The organism is Streptomyces sp. STAM6 (genome assembly GCF_054963715.1).
This window is the reverse complement of the sequence record NZ_JBUEFZ010000024.1, coordinates 1-14,860: the sequence shown is the minus strand read 5'-3', so window position 1 is coordinate 14,860 and position 14,860 is coordinate 1. Positions and strand designations below refer to the sequence as shown.

Below are 14,860 nucleotides of genomic sequence, written 5' to 3'. Positions count from 1 at the left end.
GGCCCTCCACGGGCGTGATGTGACAGTGAGTTACGAGACAGGCAGGTCTACTGGCGGGTACGGGTCTCAGCCCCGCAATCGGGAGACCTAGTCCTGCAGAGCGTCACGCAGCGTGCGGAATGGCTCTGCGGATCTGCTCAGTCTCGAGAGGGCCGACGATCTCCCAGCCTTCAACGCGCGCGCGGTTCAGCGCACGGGACCGACCACGCGGATGGACACCGAGAGCAAGAGGGTCTCGGCCCGCCAGGTCAGCGAACGCCCTCCGCACCCGAGCCTCCATGGCCGGGGTGATGTGCTTGCGGTTCATCAGGACACTCAGCTCGGGCTGCCCCATCGCCATACGCTCGGCAATGAACGACATGCTGAACCCCTCGGCCATCAGCGACCGGAGCAGGCGAACGCTCGGCGCAGCGGCGACTTCGCTGTCGCGCGGGCGTGGCGGGTCGACAACCAGAATGCCGAGCTGGCAGGCGATGTACACGGCGTTCGTGATGTTCTTCGCCCCCAGCTTCCTCATGACCTGCTGCGCCATCCATGAGGCAGTCCGGTCGGCAACGTTGAGCGGCCGGGCTGCCGTCTCGTACGTGGCTCCCAGGGCCATATGCATGAGCAACACCAGCTCGCGGTCTGTCAGGGATGGGACAGGCCCGCCGCCGTTTGGCGACGGGCCCACCGGCTTACGGGCCGTCATGACCCGCCCTCCGCGTACGGCACCAGTTCCGCAGTGCTCGGCAGGTACAGCGGGTGGCGGGGCTGGCCGGTCGACGTGAACCCCAGGGACTGCAGCTGTACCCCGGCGGTGCGCAGGGCGGCGGCCATCTCCTGACCGCGGTCGGCGAGGACACCGCCGGCGCCCCATGCTGCGACGACCAGGTCGGAGCGGCGGACGGCCTGCCTGACGAATGCCGGATTGTGTGGGCCGACGGGATCGGGGTCCGTGCGCAGCCTGGCCGGGTTGGTGGAGCACAGGGCGAACAGGTTGACCACGGCTATCCCTCCCCGCTGCCATGCTCGGGCGAAGCCGACACAGCGGCGGATCGTGGGGTCGTCCTGCTGGGCGCCGGCGGTGGACGGGTTGAGCATGAGGAACACGGCCAGCGGCGCGGTCGGGTCCCACACCCGGGTCAGGAGGTAGCGGTAGCGGCGACGTGCGCTGTCGAACACCGCCGACGCGGCCGCCCCGCACAGGTCGTGCTCCTGCTCCAGCAGCACATCCAGCTCAGTCTCGGGCATCAGCCCCGTCGTCAGGACGGTCACCGGCCACCACCGATAGCCGGTTCAATGTGGGTGCGGCCGCGGTTGTAGTACGGCACCGGGTCCACCGTGGGCAGCAGCACCGTGCTGTACTGGTCGACCTCGTGCCCGTCGGCGTCGGTGTAGTCCGGGCGGGTCTGTTCGTGCTGGTGCCGCCACTCCACCAGGTCCTCTTCGGACAGGCCTTCCGGGGGGATGGCGCCGCCGTACCAGTTGGCGCGGATCCCGGCCCGCTTCAGCTCGGTCTCGGTCATCTCCCAGACCGTGTGTTCCTCGGCTGCCTCGACCTTGTAGCAGTCGGCCTGAGGGACGTGCGCGAACGCCGCCTGAAGCTCGTCGATCAGGTGGACGAACTGGTGCTGCCACTCCTTCGGCATGGACTGCAGCAGCGTCCGCGGCAGCACCAGGTAGTTTGCGTACGACAGTCCGAAGTGCGTGTGGATGTCGCGGCTCGTCTCAAGCGTGTCGGTCATGGGTCAGGTCTCCTCGGTCAGCGGAACAGGTAGTGGAGCTGGAGGGCCTTGTCGTCTCCCGGCTCGGCCCAGTGCAAGAGCCACCGAAACTCGGCGTCCTCGGGCTGCCACTCGAAGTACGCCCACCGCAACTCCAGGTCTTCGGAGGTGACGGCGTCTTCCGGGTCGTAGTAGTCCTCGCCGGCCATCTCCCGGTCGTGCTGGTTGATCGCGTCTGCGGCCTTCGCGGCATCCGTGGTGAGGGCGATCGCGTCGCCATCCTCGAACTCACACACGGCCACGCCGTCGTACTCGAATCCGAGGTCGGCGGTGGTCGGGTGGAAACGCCCCATCGGGAGGTCCGGCACCGGCACGACCTCGTCGAGGTAGGTCAGGCCTTCGTAGTCGACGGGCGGGGTGAGGATGGAGCGCGTGCCGTCGAGCCGTACCCGGGCCAGGAGGGCTCCGTTCACGGCTGTCTCGAGGCCCGTGATGATGCCGGGGAGGGCGGGTCCGTCCGCCAGGTCGCGGTAGTGGGTGAAGGTGATCCGGCGGCCTACCTGCGCCTTCGGGTGGACGAGCGTGGTCGTGTCGGGCATGGCTCAGGTCTCCTTCAGGTTGGGCTGCATGGCCAGCAGAGCTCGGATCACGGCACGCACTGCCGATGCGGACTGACGTGACGGGTACTTCGCCACCTGCGCGGCCAGCACCTTCCATGCCTCCCGCTCGTCCCGGCGGGACAGCCATCCCTTGACGCACCGCTCGTGCACCAGTCCGTCGAAGGTCTTGACCATGCGGCCTTGGTACTCGGCGTGGCAGTGAGGGCAGTCGGGCAGTCCGTACGGGGCGCCGTATTCGTCGCGGCCGCCGTCGTCAGACGGGTCGATCGTGAAGTCGGGCAGGTCGATGGTGATCCTCATGGCGAGGCCTTTCGGGCAGCTGGTGGAAAGAGGTGGGCCGCCCGCCCTGGCTGCGATCACCAGTGGTGCGGGGCGGGCGGCCCGGTCGTGGTGGGGGGATGGGGTGCCGCGCCCGGTCAGGAGGGGCGGGCGCGGCACCCGGAGCCGTCCCCGTCAGGGGGTGTAGGGGACGGCGGGTGGGCCTCCGCAAGGGGGGCGGGGAGCCCAAGTGGGTGGTCAGTAGGCGGTGACCTGGACCCGGTAGTCACGGGCCGTGTGGCCCCACAGGCGGGCGTAGCCGCCGGGCTTGAGGACCTCGGCGTACAGCTCCCGCTGGACCTCGACGACCTGGTCGTCGGTCACGTAGCGGCGGACCGCGCCGGGGACGGAGTATCCGCCGAGCCGCTCGATGAGGCGGACCTCGTAGCGGGGTGCGAGCGGCAGGGCCGTGGGGCCGTAGACGACGTAGGCGATGAACCCGAGGTCGGGGTCGCCGACGGTGCGGAACGCGGCTTCGAGGCGGGTCATCTCGGCGTCTTCGACAGCGGCCAGGTCCTGCAGGACGCGGGCCCGGCGGCGGAGGGTGTCGAGGCTGCTGTAGGTGTTCTGGCGGTCCTCGTAGCTGTGGAAGCCGGCAGCGGCGCGGGCGGTGAGAGTGTCGATGTCGTGCTGGAGGGCGGCGAGTTCGGCGCGGTAGTCGCGGTCGGTGTGGAAGCCGAGGTTGTCGAGCATGGCTGCCCCCTTGGGGTTCGCGGTGTGTTGTCGGCTCTGCCAGACTACCCCGGTCCATAGTGCGTACGCAATATACTTACTGGTATTGCCCGAACCGGCACGACAAAGGGGCCCGGCCCCCACGGGACCAGACCCCTTCACCCACACCGGACGTCAAAACGGAGGTTCCTCCGAGTAGCCGCCGCCCCACCCGCTCGCGTCCTGACCGCCCGCCGGCTGCCCACCCGGACGCGTCCCCGGCGTCGACGACTGCCACGGATCCTGCACCGACGCACGCCCCTGCTCCTCCCGCGCACGCTTCACGTCTCCCTGGCCGGCCGACGCCTTCTCCACCCGCGCCGTGGCGTACCGCAGCGCCGGCCCCACCTCGTCCACCTGCAGCTCGAACACCGTCCGCTTCACGCCCTCACGGTCCTCATATGTCCGCTGCACCAACCGGCCCTGCACGATCACCCGCATGCCCCGGGCCAGCGACTCCGCGACATGTTCAGCCATCTCACGCCACACCGAGCAGGACAGGAACAGCGCCTCGCCGTCCTTCCACGCGTTGGTCTGCTTGTCGTACGTCCGCGGCGTCGACGCAATCCTGAACTTCGCCACCGCCGCGCCGGACGGAGTAAACCGAAGTTCGGGATCATCGACCAGATTCCCGACGATTGTGATTACGCACTCTCCAGCCATGGTCAGGCCGCCTTCCGCGCCCGCTGGGGGCGCCGTCTTGTGATGGGTCCGCCGACGTGCTTCCACTTCAGGCCGAGCACTATCTGGCGCAGGGTGGGGACAGCGATTCCAAATGCAGCGGCGAGGCATCGTGCGTCGCCGCCAGCCGCGTAGGCCTCCCGCAATCGCACGACTTCGTCTTCCTTGAGCTTCGCGGCCGCTCGTTGGCTCCCGACAGGCATGAGGCCGCGCGCCCATGCGTCGTCGACGTTGTTCTGCCTCGTACCGAAGTACAGATGGCGGGGATTTACGCACGGAGGGTTGTCACACCGGTGGCAGGTTTCGGTCCCTTCGGGCGCCGGTTTGCCCAGGTGCAGCTCAAGGGAAAAGCGGTGGGCCGGCACAACCTTTCTGCCGGGCCCCATGAACATGCCGTGCCCGGTGGGTCGCCGCGCCCCTTGCCACTCCCAGCATCCAGGTCCCTTCTGCACCTTGGCCCAGAACAGCTCCTCCCTTGTGGGCCTCGGACGTACCTGTCGAGGGGTCGCCTTCCACCAGCGGAGGTAGTGGGCATTGCACATCTTCCGCTTCACTGCGGGGCGCCCGCATCCGGCCTCTTGGCACTCTCTCGGGAAGGCGGCGGTCTCATTAGCCATGCCTACGCCACCTTCTCCATCTGGTTCTGGCTCAGCTTCACGCCACGCGGGTTACGCAGCATCACGTGGTACGCCAGGCGGACCGTCTCCCGGCACAGCTTCAGCTCCTCCGCGACCTGCTTCAGCGACATCCCCTCCGCGTGCATGCACCAGATCCGCACACCCTCGGACTCGACGACCTCTTCGACTGTCAGGCCGTGACCGGACTCGCGCCGCACCCGGGCCTCCGCGGCCTGCATCCTCCCCATCGCCCGGTCCGGGCTCATCCCCCGCCGCGTCATACGGTCCAGCGCCGCATCCCGCTGCGCCAACACCCGAAGAGACGCGCTCACCACGTTCTGAGACGTCGCCAACGTGACCGCGATCTGTTCGTGCGACCGGCCCATTTTGGCCAGCTCGCGCAGCAGAAGGGACGACTCCGCGAGCAGACGCTCCACAGCGGACGGGTTGCCCTTCCGCTGCCCGGCGGCCGGCACCACCATCCGCCACGCCTGGTAGACAGCCCGGGGGGCGGTCTGCAGCATCTGGGCCACGTGCTCTACCGGGTGCTCGTACTTGACCAGCCACATCACCATGTCCGCTCCACGCGTCATGGCTACGGTCCGGGCGCTGCGGTTCTCCGCCCTGTACCCCTGGAACCGGCTGGGCTGCTCAGGCGTCGTGAAGTCCGCGTCGAGCAGCTGCCTGCGCTCATCAGGCGTCAGGCCACCGCAGATACCGACTCGGTCGTCCATGCGGAAGGCCTCGTCGAGGCAGGCCTCCCGGACCGGGCACCGTCCGCAGATGGCCTTCGCGGCCTGGATTTCGGCGGGGGTGGTGTTCTTCTCCGGGAAGAACATGTCGGGGTCCTGGTCGCGGCATGCAGCCCGTGTCCGCCAGTTGGCGTCGACGGCTTGTGTTATGGGGCGGCTCATCGCAGTGGTCATGAGAGGGCTCCGGTGAGGGTGTAGAGGCGGATGACCGCGCCGGGCTTGTCGAGGGCGCCGGGGTGTTCGCCGGGGTAGCACTGGACGGTGCTGATCTGGATGACGCGTCCGTCGTCCTCCCACGCTTTGGCATCGGTGAGTGCGTCGAAGGTTGAGCGGAGGATCTTGTCGAGGTCAGGGCTGACGGCGGGGTAGGTGCGGCGCCGTTTAGGAGCGTTGACCGGTTTCGGCATGGTGAAGGTGATGTCCACGCGGATCGGTCCGGCAAGCGGGGCGGGGCGGACTACGGGTCGTTCGCCGTATCGCTCGGTGTAGTCGGCGATGATGGCTTCGGTAGCGGCCTTGGTGACGCGGTTGCGCCAGGGGGTGACTCGTTTGGACTGCTCAACGAGGACGGCGACGCGTCGTCCGGTGGTCCGGTTGGTGCGGTGGCCTTTGTAGGCCTTGCTGCCCTGGGCTGCTGGGATGCCGTACGCGGTGATGGTGAGGGCGGGTTCCTTCTTTCAGGGGTAGGGGTCGGTGAGCGGAGTGTCGGGCACGGTTGTTGTCACTGGCTCACCGCCGGGAAAGCGTCGTGGGTGCGGCCGTCGAGTTCGCGGCCGGCGGCCTTCTTCCCGACGCGCTGGACACGGGCCCATCCTTCGGCGTGGTCGTTCATGCCCCACTGGCCGTGTGTCTGGGTGCGTCCGTCGTCGGGGTGGACGTAGGTGACGCGCTTCTCGTCATCTGCGGATCGGCGGTATTCGGCGGGTACGAGATCGTGCGGTGCCCAGTCGCCGTACTGCTTGAACAGGAAGGGGACGTGGCTCTCGGTGCACTGGTCGCGGAGAGATCGGAACCAGTCGGGGTGCGCGGGCCTGGCGCCCGGGCCGCTCTCTCCGCCTGCGACTACCCAGTCCAGCTGTTGGACGTGGCCGCTGTCGCATTGGTGGTCGCCGCAGGGCGCGCAGGCTTCGTCGTGTCCTTCGCCGTGGCAGCAGGGGCAGGGCTGCCAGATGTAGTCGGCGATCCAGAGGGGTCCGAGGAGGGGTTCGGCGCTGATCCAGCGAACAGCGGCGGGGGTGTCGAGGAGGGCGGGGATGCGGATATCGGCCCAGTGCTGGTCCTCCACCGACACGCCGAGCCAGAGGTTCGCAAGCGGCTTGGCAAAGCTACTCCACCACCGCGTCTGGAACTGATCTCGCTGATATCGCGACAGTCCGGGCGTGGCCTCGTCTGCAACTAGAACCGCCTCGGCTTCCTCACACATGAGGCGGAAGTCGGGGTTCTTCAGCAGGGCCCGCATGCGGGCGTGCCGCTTCGTCAGGACCTGGTAAGTGTGCTGCGGGGTGAGCGCCATGACGGCGAAAACGCGGGCGATGAACTCGTCGGTGACGTTCTTGTGGAACAGGTCGGACTGAGAGTTCACGAAGACCTTGCGGGGCTTCTTCCAGGTGAGGGGCTGGGTGAGGCGGTCCTCGAGCTGGTTGATCTGCCCAGTCCAGTCGGTGCGGCCGTCCTTGCGGTGGGTGGTGCCGGCGAACGCGACGGCGACCTTGGGGTTCGGGTTGGAGGACCGGATGTGTGCGGTGTTGATGGCATAGCACCGAAGGCACCCGTCGGAGACTCGGTCGCAGCCGATGATGGGTGACCAGGTCTTGTCGGCCCATTCGATGGTTGTGTCAGTGGCCATGGGTTCAGGGCTCCTGGGTGGGGGCGTGGGCTTCGGCGGCGGCGAGGGCTTCGGCGTAGCCGGGGGTGTAGTGGTGAGGCTCTCGGTGCTGGTCGCGCATGCGCTGAAGCCAGGCCTGGTCGGCGGCGGTTTCCAGGGGCGCAATGCGGTCGGCCTCGTCGAGGGCGGCCTGCCGGTCGTATCGGTAGATCTCGGAGCGGGCGAGTTCGCTGCGGTGCCGCCACTGGCTGCCGGTCCAGGCTTCGTTGCTGTCGTTGAGGATGGCCCAGCCGTCGCCGCGGCCGTCGGATTGCTTGGTGACGCGGAGGTCGGCGAGGTGGCCGCAGCGGTGGTGGGGGCAGGGGATGCGGAACTCGGTGACGCGGTCGAGCTGGGCGGCGAGCTGCCGGATGTAGTCGTGGTCAGTCATGTCATGCACCAGCCGTTGGAGCAGGCCTCAGCGTCGTCGTCTATGAGCGGCAGCTGTGTCCCCGAGCGGAACAGGTCGCGCAGGGGTCGGCCGTAGGGGGTGAGGTAGACGGGCGGCTTACCCTTGCGGGCGAGGTGGCCGTTGATGGTGTCCTCGATCTCACAGGCCCTGGCGTACCGCTCAGGCTCCTGCTCGTACATGGCCTGCCACTCGTGGACCTTGCGGATGGGGCAGAAATCGCAGCTGCTCTTGGGCGGCATCGGGAGGCCAGCGTCTCGGATGATGCGTGGGCAGTCCGCGCGGCGCAGGCCGAGGAGGAGGAGCGGGTACTCCAGCCGCTCGTAGGGCATGGCTTTGGCCGGGTTAGCACGACCGATCTCGTCGAGGGTGATGCCCATACCGACGGTGGCGGGGTTCGCAGGGGTGGCGCCGTGGGCTTGGAGCCACGCTCCGGTGACGTCGATCTTGAATTCCCGAGTGCAGACACGAGAGCCGGGCTTCCCATTGGAGAGATAGACAGGGATGGTCTGCCGGCTGCCGTTGCTGTTCATGATCCGCTGCCGGATGGTCTCGGTGTCGCCATCGCGCTTGTGCCGGTCAAGGAGGTAGAGGTTCAGTCCGTGCCGGGCCGCGTACGGAGCGGCGTACTCCTCGTAGTAGCGGATGGTGCCGGGGTTCTCGGAGTCGTTGCCGACGTTGGCCATAAGGAAGGTGCGGTAGTCGAGATCGCCACGAGCAGCGAGGACCAGGGCGGCAACGGACTGCCAGCCCCCGCCGAAGCTGAAGGTTTTCAGCCCCTGTCGAGATTGGTCAGTCATGGGGGTGCTCCTTGGGCTGCTTTGTGTTGGGGTCCGCGCGGAGGTCGGTGACGTCGAGTTCCTGAGTGCGTTCGGTGTCGTGCCCGAAGGCGTCGGCGAGGCTGCGGATGGCCGGCGGTGTCGGGACTGGGAGGGGCTGGACGCCGCGGGTGAGTGCCTGGTGGGTCTCGGTGTCGGCGTGGGCCGTGGTGCAGTCGGCTGCGGCCATGCGGGCGGCGTGGAGGCTGGCGGAGTCGGTGACCGTGTGGGCGTGGAGCGCGCCGCCGGGGCATGGGGTCCACGCGGTGAAGGCGTAGATGTGGCCGCCGCGGTGGACCAGGGTGGTCCCGGTGGATAGCCGGGTGAGGGCGGGCTGGCCAGTTATGGCTTGCCACGCGAGGGCGGGTATGGGGAGTCGCCACAGTCCAGCGGTGAGGGCTGCGTGACCTTCGGCCATTTCGGTGCCGGTGGCGGGCCCGACGACCGGGCGCCTGCGCAGAGGGAGAGTGAGCCGCTTGTTCTTGTCGGCGACGACGGTGAGGTGCTTGTCGCGGGTCTTCTTGCCGGTGGGGTTCTTCCGGTTGCGGCGGGCGCGGGTGCTGGTGCTCACGGCGGTTCTCCGTCCGGAGGGTCGGGTGGGGCGGGGGTGCGGGTGCCGAGTCCGTGCTGGGAGGCCCAGATCATGGCGGCGGCGATGAGGCCGATGACGAGGGCGATGTACTGGGGTGCGGTCACGCGGCGGGCGCCTCGTTTTCGGGATTGGGCTCGGGGGCGAGGAGGCTGCGGACGGCGTGGGCCCAGATGCCGTCCTCGCCGACGTAGCGGGCGTAGACGGCGGTGCCGTCGTCGACCCTCTGCGTGCGGGCCTCGAAGGCGCCCGGCGGGCCGTAGGTGCCGTTGAGTCCGCCGGTGCGGATTGCCCGGGCGACGGACACTGCTGCGTAGCTGGCCCGGTAGGTGTGGACGTGCCGCCAGTCATGGGGCTGTTCGCGAAGTTCGGCGGCACGGGCCTGGTGGTCGGCGGAGGGTCGCTTTGCGTGGCGGGCCATTAGGACAGGCTCCGGGTGCGGTCGGCGTAGGCGAGCTCGGTCTCCGCCGCGGTGCAGGCGGCGTGGGCCATGCGCTGCTCGAGGAGGCTGTCCATGTAGCCGAGGGCGACCAGGGCGGGAGCGTGGTCGGCGTATTCGGCGGCTCGTGCGGTGAGGGCTTCGAGGGTCGTGTGCCGGGCGTCGTCGTAGGCGTCGGCCCGCCCGGCGGCGTACTCAACGGTGTTGCTGTGGTCGGCGGTGTCGAAGGTGAGGGTCGTGAGGCTCATGGCGTGGGCTCCTCGGTGGTCAGGCGGCGGGCCGCTGGTGGGGGAGGTCGGTGAGCGTGTCGGCGGTCTGCCGGGCGCGGTTCAGGACTCCGATGACGTCGGACACGTTCGGCAGCCGCCTGGTGAAGAAATCGGGTTCGGTGACCCAGGTGCGGATGTGCTCGAGGTGGTCGTCGCCCTGGTCGTCGTGCGGGGGCTGGGTCGGCAGGACGACGGAGATCCAGCGGAGGGCGTCCTGGACGGTCTCGTTCGTGGAGATGAGCAGGTCCGCGAAGTCGTCGTCGTCGTGGAAGGCGTGGGGGACGTTGCCGGTGGTAGCGCGGAAGAGCGCGGCTTCGATGCTGAGGCCCCGGCCGTCGGGGGCGACGAGGTGGTTGCGCTCGAGGCCGTAGTAGTTGATGAGCTGGGCGGTGACATCGAGGACGGTGCCGGTGCTGGACATGGGTGTCTCCCGTGCGGTGGTGCTGACGAGTTGGTCACCCCGGCCCGGGAGCTACTACGGGGGTGCTCGGCCAGCCGAGGGGGGTGGCTGGCGGTTACCGGGCCGGGGGGCTTTGGGGGTGTTCAGTCGCTGTAGATGCGGTGGTCGTCGTCGCATCCGGGGCACTGGACGAATTCGACGGTGCCGCTGACGTAGTAGCGGGCGTGGCGGGCGTCGAAGATGGTGTCGCAGTAGCAGCCCTGGCAGGTGCAGCGGGCGAGTTCCCCGTCGGTGGGGGGCTGGATGCCGATGAGTTGTATGGCCTGTGCGTGCAGGTGCTGGTAGAGGGCCATTTCGCGTCGGTCGGCGTGCTGTTCGGCTTGGTCGAGGAGGTGTTCCAGCTCGGTGGCGGTGGCTTTGGGGAGCTGGTTGAGGTGGATTTCGCGGGGCCGGCGGGGGTGGGGCATGACGGCTGTGGTCATCGCAGGACCTCAGGTTTCTGTACTCCAACCGGCCGGGCTGGCCTGGTTGGTGTCGGCTCTGCCAGACTAACCCCATTCATAGTGCGTGCGCAATACGTTTGACGGTAGGGCATGAGAAAGCCCCCGCCCGGTGGTGCGGGCGGGGGCCTGAACGCAGGTCAGCGGCCCTGGCGTCTGGCGACGAAGTCCCGGTGGACCGGGAGGACCTGACTCCAGGACAGGTACAGCCTGTTCTTGCCTCTCTTCTCGCTGTACAGGCCGTGCTGTTTGATCCAGCCGCGAAGGGTGCTGTCCGGGACGGGGTGGCCGGCGTCCGCGAACAGCTCGCGGATCACTTTGAGTTCTTCCAGGTCGGCGGGGACGCGGCGGTAGCAGGTGGGGCTGTAGTTCTGGATGGCCACGCGGGCTCCCGGTAATCGACGGCAGCCATTCGCAGCTGACGGCAGCCGATAAGCGGGTGGGGGTGAGTGCAGTTGGTGAGGTTGCAGCTGATTCAGGTGTTGATAGGTAGACCTGTGAGGCGTGTGTCAGGTTGCCCTCAGCCGCCGCTTTTCTTCCTGCCGGATGTGGGCGTGGGCCAGGGTTTTCAGGGTCCAGCTGCTCGACATGCCTTCGTCGTCGACGCAGTGCTCGTAGGTGCACACGGCCCGCTGCTGGGGGGCCAGCCAGAAAAGGCCCCAGCATCCGCACCGCGGGCAGGGGTGCTTGCGTACGACTTTGGTGTTCCCGCCGCGGATGGCGTGCTCGAGGCTCTGCCGGTAGACGATGACGTCGTGGGCGCGCCGCTCGTACTCGGGTAGGCCGAGGATGTGCTCGCGGGCCCACTCGTAGACCCCGGCTCGCTCGGCGGGGATGTCGCCGGCGTCCGGGACTACGGCGCGGGTGTGGGTTTCGACTTCCTGCAGGCAGGCTTCGAGGTGGTCGTAGACGCCGAGGTTGAGGGGGGTGGTGGCCTGGGCGGTGGGGGCGGTGCGTTCGGGGCGCGGGCCCCGCCGGCCGGGGGCGAGATCGCTCTCGAGGAGGCGCATTCGCCGTGCTGCGGTGCTGTCGGTGTCCTCGCCCATAGGGGGTCCCCGTTCCCTGTGGCCGGCCGGTGGGCGCTGTGCGTAACCGTGTGGGGGGTCCGGGGCGCGCGCCGGTTGGGCCGGAGGCTGATACTCCGGGTCGTTTCCGGATGCCCCAGTGTGGCACGAACTGGTTCTGTGTTGAACGGAAAGTGTGAAGTGATCAACGATGCGTGTGCGTCGTTACGTGCCCGTGATATCTCACGCAGCGTCAGCGTTTGGCATATTCACACCGCTTCCGGCACAGCCCGCAGATCCCCCAGCACATCCTGCAGAAACTGCATCTGCTCGGCCGGCAGATGCCCGCCCCTGGCCGCGCTCCGCAAAACCCCCTCCACCGCGTCCAGCGTCGCCAGGTACGTCCGCGCCGTCTGCTCGTCGGTCAGCGTCTGCCCCCGCCCGCCGAAATACCCCTCGATGGTTTCGGCCAGACGCTGCAGGGGAGAGGAGTCATACGCCCGGGCCGAAGGAGGGTCGGAGCGGCGTGCGCCGGCCCGGCTCCGCGCGCTGGGATGCTGCGCGAGATGGATGACGTCCCCGATCGGCCCGTGTGCGGGCTCGGGAAACTGGCTGGGCTCTGCTGCGGACATGGGGCGTCTCCGCTCCTCCGGCAGATCGGGAAGGGTGGTGCAGCCCGGATGGTCGGCGCCCGGGCCCTGCCGGATCTGGCTGCCAGTCCAGACACCGGTGGACTGCCACTGTGACAGCAAAAGAGTCACAGGGGTAAGGCGAGACTGATTTTTTGGGCTCACATGACTCATTTCTTAACGCCCCCGTGACACCTCCCGCGCCGGGTGACGCGCCGTCTGTGCTCGGGGGCGGGCATGACAAAGCCCCCGCGGAAGGCAGGCGTGGAGTTTTGCCGACAACACACCCGGCCCGGCGGGGGCCTCGAGACCTCACGGGCATGCCCGTCAGATGACGGCAGTCTAGACCCGCAACCCGCGACGCGGGAAGCACCTGGCAGACATGCTTCCCGCACCGGGCCGGGCAAGCGGGGGGCCGGGCTGCGATGCCCCATACGGGACCCGGCACCCCCGACTGCCGGAACCTTCCAGCAGCGAGCATCGAATCCCCCGCTCCCCTCAGCCCAGTCCTCACACCACCCGGACGTGTGACGCAAAAACCCCGGCACACCCCGCATACTCGGCCGAAATCCACCCCACGCAAAGAAGGGCCCCGCCCCCACCAGCACGGCGAGGGCGGGGCCGGATCGTGCGTGTCAGAGGGCCGGTGCGTTGCTGATGCGTTCCAGCTCGAGACCAATCCGCTCGTACAGACGGCTCATCTCCGTGATGTCCATCTTCTCGATGGCGATCTCCGCGACGCGCAGGCCGTCCTCCCACGGCATCTTGATGGGCGGCTTGGCCGACGGTTGGCCCGGCAGGCCCCCCTTGTCAGGGCGCTCAGCAACGGTCGCCGGGCTGGTTCCGACCGGGCCCTCGGCTTCCGCTCGCTGGTCCGGGAGGACGGTGTCCGCGCTGGGTTCCGCCGGCGGCGGCATGTCGTTCCGGGGCGCCCAAGCAGGGTCGGCGGACGGCGGCGTGTATACCGCGGTATACACGGGCGGTTCCGCCGCAGGCGACTCGGACAAGGTGCCCCCGTTGTCCGGCTGCCTGCGCTGGGCAACTGACGCGGGATTCGGCGCAGCATCCTTGGCCTCGCGGGCAGGCTTCGGCGCGAGCCTCTTCTCCTCCGCCAGTTGCTGGTCCGCCTCCCACGCCGCCCGCTGCTGCTCCGGAGGAAGGGCCGCGTACTTCCGCATGTCGCGGAACGCGGTGAGCCGGCCAGTGATGACCAATTCCTGCATTTCCTCCGACAGGCGGAGGATGCCGATGCGCTGGCTGAACCACTGCTTCGACTTCGACAGCGCGGCCGCTGCCTGTGTCTGATTGCCCTCGCTCATCTCCAGCATCTGAGCCAGGCCGTGGGCCTCCTCGATGTAGTTGAAGTTGGAGCGCTCGACGTTCTCGGTGAGGACCGCGGACAGGAACTTCAGCCGGCTCTCGGCGATGTCCTCGCGGATGTGGACGTCGAGGGCGGGCAGGCCGACCTGCATAGCGGCGCGCCATCGCCGTTCGCCGGCAGCCATGACAACCCGGCAGTCAGGCACACGGTCGGCATGCTCAGGGAACAGCCTGACGTAGGCGGACCGGGCGATGCCCACGCATGGCTGCAACTGCCCGCCGCGCATGCTGTTCCCGAGCTCCTGGAGCTTCTCCTTGTTGAAGTCCCGGCGCGGGTTAAGAGGGGTGGGGACGAGCTGGTCAGGTCGAAGGTGGACCAGGGTCGGCTTGCTGCTGCCGGGGACCGACTCCACCTTCTGAGTTGCCAGAGACGCGAGATGCAGACGCTGGCCAGCCATCAGATACCCCCGCCGTAGCGGAGCTCCATCGCGAGCTTGAAGTAGTCCTCGCGGGCCCGGAGCGTGGTGCCACTGTCGGGGTACTGGGTGACGACCTTGCCCTCAGCGGCCGCGCGGGTGTGAATCTTGTACCGGCGGATGACCGTCTTGGCGCGGGGCCAGCCCATGGCGTCGATGTACTCGATGGTCTCGTCCCGGTCAGCCTTCCCGTCCCGCGGGTCCCAGTTGTTGATGAACACCTTGTAGGGCAGGCCACGCTCTTGAATGACCCTGCTGATGGTGCGGGCGGTCGGGTCGAAGGCGAGCGGCTCGGGCGGCAGGGGAACGAGGACGTCATCAGCGATGTCGAGGGCGGCCGACAGGATGTGCTCGTCCTCGAGGCTGCCGGGGGTGTCGATGAAGATGTGCAGGCGCTGCTCGGAGTCGCCGAGGACTTCCTGGGTCACCGCGGCCAGGTTGACGGTGGTGGTCGTCTTGCCCACGCCGCCCTTCTGGTTGCAGACGACGTGGATCTCCGCGCCTTCGTCCTTCAGCGCGGCCAGGCTTCCCGGGTCGTCATGCGCTGTGGCGAAGTCGAAGGGGAGGCTGTCGACGCGGTCTGCCCACCAGATCGTCGAGCCCTGTGGGTCGGTGGATACGACGAGGATTGAGGAAGCCATGATGCTCCGTTCCGTGTGCTTCCCGGGAAACTCCCGGTACTCGGACCGGCACAGCATGGCAGATGATCGAAACGGACATTTGCATTGGGGGTACCGG

The 14,860-nt window shown here is 68.4% G+C and carries 22 protein-coding genes and 1 pseudogene; all 23 read right to left on the bottom strand.

From position 1 onward, the window contains the following. Nucleotides 1-103: 103 nt before the first annotated feature. Nucleotides 104-691 (bottom strand): LuxR C-terminal-related transcriptional regulator, encoded by a 588-nt coding sequence (locus ACY34K_RS24130; protein WP_462750537.1) that lies wholly within the window; start codon nt 689-691, stop codon nt 104-106. Continuing rightward, a complete protein-coding gene (locus tag ACY34K_RS24125) occupies nt 688-1,233 on the bottom strand; it encodes a DUF1643 domain-containing protein (RefSeq protein WP_462750535.1) in 546 nt (181 codons plus the stop codon). Before ACY34K_RS24125 ends, ACY34K_RS24130 begins: the two co-directional genes overlap by 4 nt. 20 nt (nt 1,234-1,253) lie before the next feature. Beyond that, the gene (locus ACY34K_RS24120; protein WP_462750533.1) at nt 1,254-1,727 is read right to left on the bottom strand and encodes a hypothetical protein; all 474 of its coding nucleotides are present in this window, start codon (nt 1,725-1,727) and stop codon (nt 1,254-1,256) included. A gap of 17 nt (nt 1,728-1,744) precedes the next feature. After that, the gene (locus ACY34K_RS24115) at nt 1,745-2,305 is read right to left on the bottom strand and encodes a hypothetical protein (RefSeq protein WP_462750531.1); all 561 of its coding nucleotides are present in this window, start codon (nt 2,303-2,305) and stop codon (nt 1,745-1,747) included. A 3-nt stretch (nt 2,306-2,308) separates the two neighbouring features. Beyond that, the gene (locus ACY34K_RS24110; RefSeq protein WP_462750529.1) at nt 2,309-2,626 is read right to left on the bottom strand and encodes a hypothetical protein; all 318 of its coding nucleotides are present in this window, start codon (nt 2,624-2,626) and stop codon (nt 2,309-2,311) included. A 216-nt stretch (nt 2,627-2,842) separates the two neighbouring features. Further along, nucleotides 2,843-3,337 (bottom strand): hypothetical protein, encoded by a 495-nt coding sequence (locus ACY34K_RS24105; protein WP_462750527.1) that lies wholly within the window; start codon nt 3,335-3,337, stop codon nt 2,843-2,845. A 153-nt stretch (nt 3,338-3,490) separates the two neighbouring features. Then, nucleotides 3,491-4,018, bottom strand: a complete 528-nt coding sequence (locus ACY34K_RS24100; protein WP_462750525.1) for a single-stranded DNA-binding protein — start codon at nt 4,016-4,018, stop codon at nt 3,491-3,493. 637 nt (nt 4,019-4,655) lie between these two features. Continuing rightward, nucleotides 4,656-5,579 carry a WhiB family transcriptional regulator gene (locus tag ACY34K_RS24095; RefSeq protein ID WP_462750523.1) on the bottom strand — a complete coding sequence of 308 codons (924 nt, stop codon included), beginning with the start codon at nt 5,577-5,579 and terminating at the stop codon, nt 4,656-4,658. Further along, nucleotides 5,576-5,902, bottom strand: a complete 327-nt coding sequence (locus ACY34K_RS24090) for a RusA family crossover junction endodeoxyribonuclease (RefSeq protein WP_462750797.1) — start codon at nt 5,900-5,902, stop codon at nt 5,576-5,578. Before ACY34K_RS24090 ends, ACY34K_RS24095 begins: the two co-directional genes overlap by 4 nt. A gap of 224 nt (nt 5,903-6,126) precedes the next feature. Next, nucleotides 6,127-7,251, bottom strand: a complete 1,125-nt coding sequence (locus ACY34K_RS24085) for a phage Gp37/Gp68 family protein (protein ID WP_462750521.1) — start codon at nt 7,249-7,251, stop codon at nt 6,127-6,129. 4 nt (nt 7,252-7,255) lie between these two features. After that, nucleotides 7,256-7,660 carry a hypothetical protein gene (locus ACY34K_RS24080; protein WP_462750519.1) on the bottom strand — a complete coding sequence of 135 codons (405 nt, stop codon included), beginning with the start codon at nt 7,658-7,660 and terminating at the stop codon, nt 7,256-7,258. Further along, nucleotides 7,657-8,478, bottom strand: a complete 822-nt coding sequence (locus ACY34K_RS24075) for a phosphoadenosine phosphosulfate reductase (RefSeq protein ID WP_462750517.1) — start codon at nt 8,476-8,478, stop codon at nt 7,657-7,659. The genes ACY34K_RS24080 and ACY34K_RS24075 overlap by 4 nt, the downstream gene beginning before the upstream one ends. Then, on the bottom strand, nt 8,471-9,067 hold the full coding sequence (locus tag ACY34K_RS24070) for a hypothetical protein (RefSeq protein ID WP_462750515.1): 597 nt from the start codon (nt 9,065-9,067) through the stop codon (nt 8,471-8,473). The genes ACY34K_RS24075 and ACY34K_RS24070 overlap by 8 nt, the downstream gene beginning before the upstream one ends. Next, nucleotides 9,064-9,192, bottom strand: a complete 129-nt coding sequence (locus ACY34K_RS24065) for a hypothetical protein (protein ID WP_462750513.1) — start codon at nt 9,190-9,192, stop codon at nt 9,064-9,066. The genes ACY34K_RS24070 and ACY34K_RS24065 overlap by 4 nt, the downstream gene beginning before the upstream one ends. After that, the gene (locus ACY34K_RS24060; protein ID WP_462750511.1) at nt 9,189-9,506 is read right to left on the bottom strand and encodes a hypothetical protein; all 318 of its coding nucleotides are present in this window, start codon (nt 9,504-9,506) and stop codon (nt 9,189-9,191) included. Before ACY34K_RS24060 ends, ACY34K_RS24065 begins: the two co-directional genes overlap by 4 nt. Next, nucleotides 9,506-9,772, bottom strand: a complete 267-nt coding sequence (locus ACY34K_RS24055) for a hypothetical protein (RefSeq protein WP_462750509.1) — start codon at nt 9,770-9,772, stop codon at nt 9,506-9,508. The genes ACY34K_RS24060 and ACY34K_RS24055 overlap by 1 nt, the downstream gene beginning before the upstream one ends. A gap of 19 nt (nt 9,773-9,791) precedes the next feature. Further along, the gene (locus ACY34K_RS24050) at nt 9,792-10,214 is read right to left on the bottom strand and encodes a DUF6197 family protein (RefSeq protein ID WP_462750507.1); all 423 of its coding nucleotides are present in this window, start codon (nt 10,212-10,214) and stop codon (nt 9,792-9,794) included. Between the two features lie 122 nt (nt 10,215-10,336). Continuing rightward, on the bottom strand, nt 10,337-10,675 hold the full coding sequence (locus ACY34K_RS24045; RefSeq protein WP_462750505.1) for a hypothetical protein: 339 nt from the start codon (nt 10,673-10,675) through the stop codon (nt 10,337-10,339). 158 nt (nt 10,676-10,833) lie between these two features. After that, a complete protein-coding gene (locus ACY34K_RS24040; RefSeq protein ID WP_462750503.1) occupies nt 10,834-11,076 on the bottom strand; it encodes a hypothetical protein in 243 nt (80 codons plus the stop codon). Nucleotides 11,077-11,202: 126 nt separating this feature from the next. Next, complete coding sequence (locus ACY34K_RS24035; protein WP_462750501.1) at nt 11,203-11,739, bottom strand: hypothetical protein; 537 nt, start codon at nt 11,737-11,739, stop codon at nt 11,203-11,205. 227 nt (nt 11,740-11,966) lie between these two features. Continuing rightward, nucleotides 11,967-12,329, bottom strand: a complete 363-nt coding sequence (locus tag ACY34K_RS24030; protein WP_462750499.1) for a hypothetical protein — start codon at nt 12,327-12,329, stop codon at nt 11,967-11,969. A gap of 632 nt (nt 12,330-12,961) precedes the next feature. Next, on the bottom strand, nt 12,962-14,104 hold the full coding sequence (locus ACY34K_RS24025; protein ID WP_462750497.1) for a ParB/RepB/Spo0J family partition protein: 1,143 nt from the start codon (nt 14,102-14,104) through the stop codon (nt 12,962-12,964). 434 nt (nt 14,105-14,538) lie between these two features. Next, nucleotides 14,539-14,646 (bottom strand): annotated as a pseudogene (locus ACY34K_RS24020) (ParA family protein); the annotation flags it as partial. Nucleotides 14,647-14,860: the final 214 nt, after the last annotated feature.